Here is a 9,486-nt window from a genome sequence, read left to right as displayed (position 1 = left end):
CGACAGCTGCAACACATTCTCGTACACCTCTTCCAACACGCGCTCGTCCAAACCGGCCAGCAAAGCCACACGCTTGCGCAAAGACTGCTCAAAGTCCAGCTCGCCGCGCATCGACTGCTCCGTAATCTTGGCCACCTCATCTTTCAGCCCGACACCGGCCGCAATCTCATCCACGCACTCAATCGTAATCAGCGTCGAATCCATATCGCTGACAATCAGCCTCAAATCAGCAAAAGCCATATCCGGCAACATCGCGCCATCTATCTGCTGCGCAATCAACGCCGCACGCATCTCGTCCGTCAATTCAAAATCATCCGAAACCGGCACACGCAACACCGACTTCCCTGATGGCGCAGACACCAAACCGCCAAACGCCGACCAGTCGCACGCGCCCAAATCCCCATGTTGCAACACCAAAACTTTCTTCATCTCATTCTCCTCATACCCCAAAACCTTTGCAAACAGATCGGGTACACATTCAGCCTAAAACCCCGAAACCGTATTTTTGCGAAGACCTTAAAAAACCAAAACAGCATTATAGCCAACCACCCCGAAAATTTTTAGACGGCCTGGAAACAAATTCAGCTAGAGCTACCAACCCCTGCATCAACCAAGTAATTACTCAAAAATTTGATTTTAGGCAAGCCGACTAAAAATTTTTGCCAGTAACAGGCAACTTGTGTTGATTTTTCTTACAGTTTCGATATAGTTACTTATAGCTAGTTTGGCACTACTCCTTATATCTAGCTTTCATTGCATTACCACCTCCATTCGTTGCCAACGACTTCCTTTCCGGTGGCAACCTTTTTTTTGGCTCGATGGTTTGACAATATCAAATTTAAATGAAATAAAATGATTCAGGGATCTATATTTAAAAACAAACCCTTCCTCATCTGCGCACGCATTTCATGCCTTGCAGCTATTTTATCTAACAGTTTGAAGAAGCCCTCACTTTAACTCAATTCGGTTAGTCAGGAGATTTCAGCTTTCCCCCCCCGACCGACTCAATCAATATGGCCATGTACACACACATCAGAGTAATGCTCAGAGTATGGCTGCTCCCAATCACTGATGCCTGCCGTTTTAATTGTCCTTAGCCTATCCTCTATTACCATCATCTCAAGATTCAATCCCTATCTGATAACTCACTGAATTTGAATGAAAAAATTATTTAAATGTTAAAATGTGCAAAACGCTTGCTTTCAATCCTAACAAGAGATATAGTACTAAATAACTAGTTCTTATTGATGAGAGATACTCCTTGGATACTTGCCTCCGGTCCTCCAACCCGGGGGCATTTTTTTACATTTTTATTTTGTGTTCGTATGGATAGGATAAAGACGAAACACCCACCACAAATCAACAAACAAATCGAACCGCAAACTGCGTTTTCCAAACGCTCAGGCCGTCTGAAACCCGCTCTCGAATATTATTCATGCCATATTTCAGACAGCCTGTTTAACCCTCTATTGCAAAGCTTGGCACAAGCACCTCTGACCGACGGCAATTAATTACTATATAATCAAACGCATCATCATCCCTACAAAGGAGCCACACCATGACCACAAAAATTAAAATTGGTATCGTCGGTGCAACCGGTTACACAGGCGTTGAATTGTTACGCCTGCTCAGCAGCCACCCCAACGCAGAAGTCACTGCCGTCACCAGCCGAAGCGAAGCCGGTATTGCGGTTGCCGACTACTTTCCCAGCCTGCGCGGCATTTACGACCTTGCATTCCAAACGCCCGAAGATGCCGGGCTTGACCGTTGCGACCTCGTGTTCTTCGCCACACCCAACGGCGTGGCCATGAAAGAAGCACCGTCCCTTGTCGAAAAAGGCGTACGCGTGATTGACCTGTCTGCCGACTTCCGCATCCGCGACATCTCAACATGGGAACAATGGTACAAAATGACCCATGCCGCGCCGCAACTCGTTTCCCAAGCAGTGTACGGTTTGTGCGAACTTCACAAAGACGACATCGCCAAAGCCATGCTGGTGGCCAATCCGGGCTGCTACCCCACCTGCGTTTCCCTGCCCTTATTGCCACTGCTTCAGGCTGGCCGTCTGAAAGCCAATGCGCCGCTGATTGCCGACTGTAAATCCGGTGTTTCCGGTGCAGGCCGCAAAGCCAGCACCCACGCCCTATTGTGCGAAGCAGGCGACAACTTCAAAGCCTACGGCGTCGGCGGCCACCGCCATCTGCCTGAAATCCGACAAACCCTGTCCGGGCTGCAAGACCATGTTTCAGACGGCCTGATTTTCGTGCCACACCTTGTTCCAATGATACGCGGTATGCACGCCACCCTGTATCTGCACCTGCAAGAACATACCGATCCTGAAGCCTTACTGCGCGAATACTACCGCGACAGTCCTTTTGTCGATATCCTGCCTTCAGGTTCGACACCTGAAACCCGCAGCGTGCGCGGCGCCAACCTTTGTCGTATCAGCGTTCAAAAAGCGCCCGAACAAGACGATGTGTGGATTGTTCTTTCCGTCATCGACAACTTGGTCAAAGGCGCAGCCGGTCAAGCCGTGCAGAATATGAACATCATGTTCGGCCTACCCGAAACCACCGGCCTGACTAATGCACCATTGATGCCTTAAGCCATCATTATTAAAAACACAAGGCCGTCTGAAACTTTGATCATTCAGACGGCCTTTATCGATTCATTCACAAACATCACTCATACACTACGCCGGCAAGCATTTCTTCTTCATTCAAGTTGCCGTACTGTTGCTCCCAATCGTGGGTAGCCTCCACCATATCGCATTCTTTGGCAAAAGCCAGCAGCCTGCCGTCCATCTGATCCAGACTCAAGCTGCCCAAGCGTTCGCATTCCGAAGCCGTCAGATTACCGTCCGCCTCATGCGCCTCCGAAGATCCGAAAGGCAGAGCAAAAAAACCCAGTACCAACGCCAGCAGCACCCAAAAAGTATTTTTACGCGAACGAGTCATTTCACACCTCTCATCATAATCATATAGCAGGTTTAAATCAGAAAAACTAAACCAAATAAAATTAAACTAAGAAAAATCGAACAGAAATTTAGAAATATCGATTTATCTAAGACAAAACGAATAATACTAAGAAAAAATAGAATATGCAATACTTTTTCTTAGATGAAGTAATTTTTTTCTTACAATTTTATAAAAACTAAGGTAAAATACACTCAAATCGTCCAAACCATATAAAAAACATACCTCCACAAAGGCATAAACATGGATACCTTTAAAGACCGCCTGGCTTTCTTATGGAAAGATGAAGCCCGCCAAGCCAAAATTGCCGCCGACATCGATATGACCATCGCCGGATTCAGCCGTATCTGGAACGAAGGAGGCCTGCCGAAATCGGAAACGCTAAAAAAAATCAAACAACTTAAAGGCTGCAGCATAGACTGGCTTTTAACAGGCGAAGGTTCTCCCTTCCCTGATTCCGAAGCCCCAAAGGCCACAGCAACCGACACACTAGGCAACCCTGTCGATATAGACGAATTTGTCTTCGTACCGCGTTACGACATCCAGGCCGCGGCCGGACACGGCCAGCTCGTCGGCGATGAGCAACCCATATTCGCCATGGCGTTCCGACGCTATTGGATTGAAAATTATGTAACGCGAGACATCAAAAACCTTTCCGTTATCTCAGTCAAAGGCGACTCGATGGAAGGCGTGCTGAATGATGGCGACACCATCCTCATCAACCACGGCCAAACCACGCCGCGCGACGGCCTCTATGTTTTACGCCTCAATGAAAACCTTTTGGTCAAACGCCTGCAACTGATACCCGGTGGCATCGTCAACGTCATTTCTGCCAACGAAGCCTACCCTACTTTTGAAATCGACTTGAAAAACCCGACCGACGACGTTGCCATCATCGGCCGTGTAGAATGGTTTGGCAGAAGCATCTAAATCTGACATACTGGTGCTTGAAATTTCTGCCATGCCCTCCATGTAAGCTGGCAGACCCTGTCTGCACAAACTTGCCTTGGCTAACGGTTTGAGCGACAATAGTAAAAATATTCATATAAAAGGAATCACATCATGTCAGACGAAAGCCCTATTATCTTTACTGACAGCTGCTGCACCAAAGTTGCCGACCTGATCGCCGAAGAGAACAATCCCGATTTGAAATTGCGCGTATTCGTCAACGGCGGCGGTTGCTCCGGCTTCCAATATGGTTTTACCTTTGATGAAATCAAAAACGACGACGATTTCGAAATCCAAAAAAACGGCCTGACGTTCTTGGTCGACCCGATGAGCTACCAATATCTGGTTGGTGCAGAAATCGACTACACCGAAAGCCTGCAAGGTTCTCAATTCGTCATCCGCAATCCGAATGCCGAAACAACTTGCGGTTGCGGCTCGTCCTTCTCCGTATAAATAATCCGTTTCTTCATGAAAAACAGGCCGTCTGTATCTTCAGACGGCCTTTTGTGTGAATTTATTTTAAACAATATTGGATTTATCTTATAATAATAATATCGGGCGTGAATATTTACTCTACAATAGACATAACATTGGACATGCATATTGCCATATAAATAAAAAATCATTGTCCAGCCGATTAACGACACAAAGGCACCCCCTATCCGGTCTGCCTAAGACTGCGGCCTCTGTTTTTGCCTGCATCGCAAGCCAAAACAGCTCAAACACAATAACAAAACCTCAGACCCAACCCATTTGGTTGATGCAGTCGAAATATTCATGGGATATCAATGAGCAAACAAGAAAAATTTTTCGACGTATACGTTTCCTATCCGCCGAACACGGATAGGGAGCGCATCCATGCCTGCCTGTATGACAACCTGCCTGAAAACGAAGTCGAGAGTCTGATTCAAGCTTTGGCCGAGCGTCCGCAAGCTATTGTGGCCGAGAAATGCACCCAAGACGAGCGCGAAAATGCGCAGCATTACTTCAGCTATTTAGGTTTGGACGTAATCGTCCGTCAGGCTATGGAGTTGGAAGCGGTTGAAGAAGAACCCGTGTTGGCAGTCAACACGCCCGACCCTATCCAATGCCCAGTCTGCATGACGATTATCGACGAACTCGACGCACAGGAATGTAAAACCTGCCACTTTGATTTGACAGAAAAAAATGAGCTGGCCATCCAGCGCAAGCGCATTGAATGGCAGGAAAAAATCTCTTTCGAGCATAAAAAACAAACCGAAATTGCCCACAAGCTCAAATATGAACGCGAGCAGGAAGAGAAAAAGCTGCGCAAGAAAATCCGTGCTGAATTGGAATCCCAACTACGCGAAGAGTTAGGCCAAAATCCTGAGCTGGCCGCACTTGCAGCAAGGAAGAAAACACAGTTTCTGCTTACAATGGCTATCGTATTCGCCGTTTTGAGTCTGCTTGCACTCGGCTATATCGCTGCAAAATTCTTCTAAACTGATTCCAAAACTTAAGGCCGTCTGAAAAACAGATTTTCAGACGGCCTTTTATTTCTATATTGATTGAATCATTTCAATCAAGCCTCTTGCACATCAACGTCCACCGACCATCGGATTTTGCCGTCCCTGTTTTGCTGTAACACTTGTACCCACAAACTCACGGCGCGATGCAAATCTTGTCGAGATGTCGATTCGAGGAAAACTTGCGCACGTTCGCGTTCGGCAAGGCGCACCATCAGCATGGGGGCGGCGCCGAACTGGGAGACGCTTTCAGGCAAAAGCGGAGCAATGGTTTCTTTGGCGGCGTTGAGAAACTCCATCGCATCGGCAACGCGCGGCGCGTCGGCGCGGACGGCAGTCTGGAAACCGAAGGGCGGCATGGCGAACATTTGTCGCTCGTTCAATTCGTTTTCGGCAAACACGGCGTAGTCCTGCGCTTTGACGGCGGCGAAGACGGGATGTTCGGGCAGTTGGGTCTGTATCAACACCTTGCCGGGTTTGTCGGCGCGCCCCGCCCTGCCGGACACCTGCATCAGCTCGGCGAACAGCCTTTCCGGCGCGCGGAAATCCGCGCTGTATAGACTGCCGTCGGCGTTTAACACGATAACAAGGTTGAGTCGCGCGAAATCATGACCTTTGGCGAGCATCTGCGTGCCGACCAGAATATCGATTTCGTTGTCGGCGATGCGGCGGTACAAATCCGCCCAGTCATTTTTGTGCGCGGTGCTGTCCCTGTCGACGCGGACGACGGCGGCCTTGGGCAGGAAGGCGCGCAGGGTTTCTTCGACGCGCTGCGTGCCGTGGCCGACGGCGGTCAGGTCTTGGTTGCCGCAGTCGGGGCATTTGAATGGGATGGGTTCGCGGTGGTCGCAGTGGTGGCAGCGCAGTTGGCGGGCGCGTTGGTGCAGCACCATCTTGGCGGAGCAGTTCGGGCAGCCGAAGGTATGGCCGCAGTCGCCGCAAAACAGCGCGGGCGCGAAGCCGCGCCGGTTGAGGTACACCAGCGACATGCCGCCTGCTTCAAAGTTCTGTTTCAAAAGCTGCAAGGCTTGCGGCGAGAAGCCGTTGTCGAGTTTCAGACGACCTACGTTGAGGATGTCTACTTGCGGCAGTTGCGCAGTGGTATGGGCGCGTTCGGTCAGTTGCAGCAGGCGGTACGCGCCGCTTTGCGCCTTGTGCCAGCTCTCCAAGCTGGGCGTGGCGCTGCCCAAGACGACGGGACAGCCGCTCTGCTTCGCCCGCCACACCGCCAAATCGCGGGCGTGGTAGCGTAATTCGTTGTCCTGTTTGAACGAGCCGTCGTGTTCCTCATCGACCACAATCAGCCCGACATCATCCATCGGTGTGAACACCGCCAGCCGCGTGCCGATGACCAATTTCGCCTGTCCCAACATCGCGCGCAGATAATCCTGCGTGCGTTTGCCTGCCGCCATTTGGCTGTGCAACACAGCGGTCGGCACATCGGCAAAACGGTCTTCCACCCGCTTCAAAAGCTGCGGCGTGAGGTTGATTTCGGGCAACAGAAACAACACCTGCCGCCCCTGCGCCAACACTTTCGCCATCGCATCGAAATATACCTCGGTCTTGCCGCTGCCGGTGATGCCGTACAGCAAAAACGGCTGAAATTTACCGAAGGCCGTCTGAATTTCATCGGAAGCCTTCTGCTGGTCAGCATTTAATACAAATTCAGAGTGCGAAGCCTGCCCATTGCACGACCTTAAAACGGGTTTCGCCGCTTCCATAGTTTCAATCCAACCCTGTTCCGCCCAATCTTCAATTAATTTCGCCGCCTGCGCGTTCACCTGCTTCAACGCCGCCATCGTCATCCCGCCCGACAGCAGCGCGTCCCACAAAGCCGCTTTTTTGTTGAACCGAGACGGCGGCGGCGTTTGCGCCCTACCCGCTTCGTTCAAAGCGTAAAACAACGGCGGCTGCGGCATTTCCACCACGCGCGTTTCCTTCAAACCTTGCGGCAATGCGGCAAACACCGCCTGCCCGGTCGGATAGTGGTAATAACGCGACGTAAATGCCAACAAATCACGCCAGCTTTGAGGCAACGGCTTTTCTTCCATAAAGGCCGTCTGAACACTCAAAATCCGCGCCGTATCCATATCCGGCGCAATATCCGTTTCCCACACAACCCCAACAACGGTTTTATTGCGGAAAGGCACAAGCACCCGCGTTCCCGGAGGAAGCGGCTCGGAATAGGAATACGTCAAAAGGCCGTCTGAAAGCGGCACGTTTACGGCAATACGGTGGTAGATCATACAAACAATCAAATCATTTTTTCGTATTTTAACAGCCGAAAGCTATTTTCAGACGATAATTTGAGCCTTAGTACAATGCAGACATGACAGAGGTTTGATACAATGCCTTACTTTCAACACACGCAAGTCTCTCGCATGAAAACCAAGTTAATCAAAATCTTAACGCCGTTTGCCGTCCTTCCTTTGTTGGCATGCGGTCAACCTGCCGTATCCAACGCCAATGCGGCGCCTGCTCCGGCCGCCAAAGCGGAAGCGCCTGCCGACAAATCCGTTGCCGCTTCTTTGAAAGCGCGTCTGGAAAAAGTCTATGCCGCCCAAGATTTGAAAGTTTTGAGCGTCAGTGAAACACCGATTAAAGGCATTTATGAAGTTGTCGTCAGCGGCAAACAAATCATCTATACCGATGCTAAAGGCGACTATATGCTCGTTGGCGACCTCATCAACGTCAATACGCGCCAAAGCATGACTGAAGAACGCGCCGCCGATTTGAACAAAATCGACTTCGCTTCCCTGCCTTTGGATAAAGCCATCAAAGAAGTACGCGGCAACGGCAAACTGAAAGTCGCTGTTTTCTCCGATCCGGACTGCCCGTACTGCAAACGCTTGGAGCATGAGTTTGAAAAAATGACCGACATCACGATTTATACATTCATGATGCCGATTCCGAGCCTGCACCCTGATGCCGCGCGCAAAGCCGAGCTGTTGTGGTGTCAACCTAATCCGACCCAGGCATGGATCGACTGGATGCGCAAAGGCAAACTCCCAAGCGGCAAAGCAAACTGCGAAAACCCTGTTGCAGAAACCACTTCATTGGGCGAACAATTCGGCTTCAACGGCACACCGACCGTGGTCTTCCCTAACGGCCGCAGCCAAAGCGGTTACAGCCCTATGCCTCACCTCAAAGAAATTATCGAGAAAAACCAGTAATACAGGGTTTAATCTCCATAAAGGACGCTTTACGCGTCCTTTTTTCATGTCACCCGCCATCAACTGCCTTCAGACGGCCTCGATACTGACAAGTACAAAAAAGGACGTGTCCAACACGTCCTTTTTTCTCTTTACCTTACAGGTAGAATTTTTCAATCACTTTCAGGTTTTCATCCAATTTGTACACCAGCGGCTGACCGGTTGGGATTTCCAAGCCCATGATGTCTTCGTCGGAAATGCCTTCGATGTGTTTTGCCAACGCACGCAGGGAGTTGCCGTGTGCCGCAACCAATACACGTTTGCCGCTCAAGATGGCCGGAGCGATTTGGTCTTCCCAGAAAGGCAGGACGCGCTCGAGGGTAACTTTGAGGTTTTCGCCATCAGGTACGACATCGCTAGGCAGGTTGGCATAGCGGCGGTCGTTGTGGGCGGAGTTAGGATCTTTAGGATCGAGCAGCGGAGGCAGGGTGTCGTAGCTGCGGCGCCAAATGTGGACTTGCTCGTCGCCGTATTTTTCTGCGGTTTGTTTTTTATCCATACCTTGCAGCTGACCGTAGTGGCGTTCGTTCAAACGCCATGATTTGATTTGTGGAACAAACAGTTGGTCGGATTCTTCCAAAACGATGTTACAGGTTTTGATGGCACGGGTCAGAACGGAGGTAAAGGCGATGTCAAACTCGTAGCCTTTCTCTTTCAGCTTTTTACCTGCTGCTGCGGCTTCTGCCAAACCTTGCTCGCTCAGCTTGACGTCGCGCCAGCCGGTGAAAAGGTTTTTCGCGTTCCATTCGCTTTGTCCGTGACGGATGAATACTAATTCCATGATAGTTTGCTCCAATGAAGTTTGGGAAAGGGTATTTATATCACACTTTGCCGCCGCGCTGATAACGCCGGCGGTTTCTTTTG

At 50.1% G+C, this 9,486-nt stretch carries 9 protein-coding genes and 1 pseudogene; 6 read left to right on the top strand and 4 right to left on the bottom strand.

Going from position 1 to position 9,486, the window contains the following annotated elements:
- Window positions 1–429 (bottom strand): annotated as a pseudogene (locus tag ACTHUE_RS07020) (phosphoserine phosphatase SerB); the annotation flags it as partial.
- A gap of 896 nt (window positions 430–1,325) precedes the next feature.
- Here ACTHUE_RS07020 and ACTHUE_RS07015 point away from each other — a divergent pair.
- Together ACTHUE_RS07015 and argC are read left to right on the top strand one after the other, a co-directional pair.
- A complete protein-coding gene (locus ACTHUE_RS07015) occupies window positions 1,326–1,511 on the top strand; it encodes a hypothetical protein (protein WP_004518831.1) in 186 nt (61 codons plus the stop codon).
- A gap of 47 nt (window positions 1,512–1,558) precedes the next feature.
- On the top strand, window positions 1,559–2,605 hold the full coding sequence (argC, locus tag ACTHUE_RS07010) for an N-acetyl-gamma-glutamyl-phosphate reductase (RefSeq protein ID WP_004518832.1): 1,047 nt from the start codon (window positions 1,559–1,561) through the stop codon (window positions 2,603–2,605).
- Window positions 2,606–2,681: 76 nt separating this feature from the next.
- Here the strand turns inward: argC and ACTHUE_RS07005 are convergent, their stop codons facing one another.
- Window positions 2,682–2,957 (bottom strand): hypothetical protein, encoded by a 276-nt coding sequence (locus ACTHUE_RS07005; RefSeq protein ID WP_003680156.1) that lies wholly within the window; start codon window positions 2,955–2,957, stop codon window positions 2,682–2,684.
- Window positions 2,958–3,218: 261 nt separating this feature from the next.
- On the opposite strand from ACTHUE_RS07005, the gene ACTHUE_RS07000 reads away from it, so the two are divergent.
- The 3 genes from ACTHUE_RS07000 (at window position 3,219) to ACTHUE_RS06990 (ending at window position 5,386) form a co-directional block, all read left to right on the top strand.
- Entirely contained in the window at window positions 3,219–3,905 is a 687-nt protein-coding gene (locus tag ACTHUE_RS07000) for a S24 family peptidase (protein ID WP_004518834.1), read from the top strand.
- 132 nt (window positions 3,906–4,037) lie between these two features.
- The gene (gene erpA, locus ACTHUE_RS06995; protein WP_003680162.1) at window positions 4,038–4,376 is read left to right on the top strand and encodes an iron-sulfur cluster insertion protein ErpA; all 339 of its coding nucleotides are present in this window, start codon (window positions 4,038–4,040) and stop codon (window positions 4,374–4,376) included.
- A 335-nt stretch (window positions 4,377–4,711) separates the two neighbouring features.
- A complete protein-coding gene (locus ACTHUE_RS06990; RefSeq protein WP_004518836.1) occupies window positions 4,712–5,386 on the top strand; it encodes a hypothetical protein in 675 nt (224 codons plus the stop codon).
- 80 nt (window positions 5,387–5,466) lie between these two features.
- Here the strand turns inward: ACTHUE_RS06990 and ACTHUE_RS06985 are convergent, their stop codons facing one another.
- The gene (locus tag ACTHUE_RS06985; RefSeq protein ID WP_004518837.1) at window positions 5,467–7,656 is read right to left on the bottom strand and encodes a primosomal protein N'; all 2,190 of its coding nucleotides are present in this window, start codon (window positions 7,654–7,656) and stop codon (window positions 5,467–5,469) included.
- A gap of 135 nt (window positions 7,657–7,791) precedes the next feature.
- Between ACTHUE_RS06985 and ACTHUE_RS06980 the strand changes: the two genes are divergently transcribed.
- Window positions 7,792–8,583: a DsbC family protein gene (locus tag ACTHUE_RS06980; protein ID WP_004518838.1), complete on the top strand. Its 792-nt coding sequence runs from the start codon at window positions 7,792–7,794 to the stop codon at window positions 8,581–8,583.
- Window positions 8,584–8,719: 136 nt separating this feature from the next.
- Here the strand turns inward: ACTHUE_RS06980 and ACTHUE_RS06975 are convergent, their stop codons facing one another.
- Window positions 8,720–9,403: a 2,3-diphosphoglycerate-dependent phosphoglycerate mutase gene (locus ACTHUE_RS06975; protein WP_049337039.1), complete on the bottom strand. Its 684-nt coding sequence runs from the start codon at window positions 9,401–9,403 to the stop codon at window positions 8,720–8,722.
- Window positions 9,404–9,486 lie beyond the last annotated feature (83 nt).

It is taken from the genome of Neisseria sp. P0021.S005 (assembly GCF_051956955.1).
Note: the sequence above shows the minus strand (reverse complement) of the source record. Positions and strands in the feature narration are given on the sequence as shown.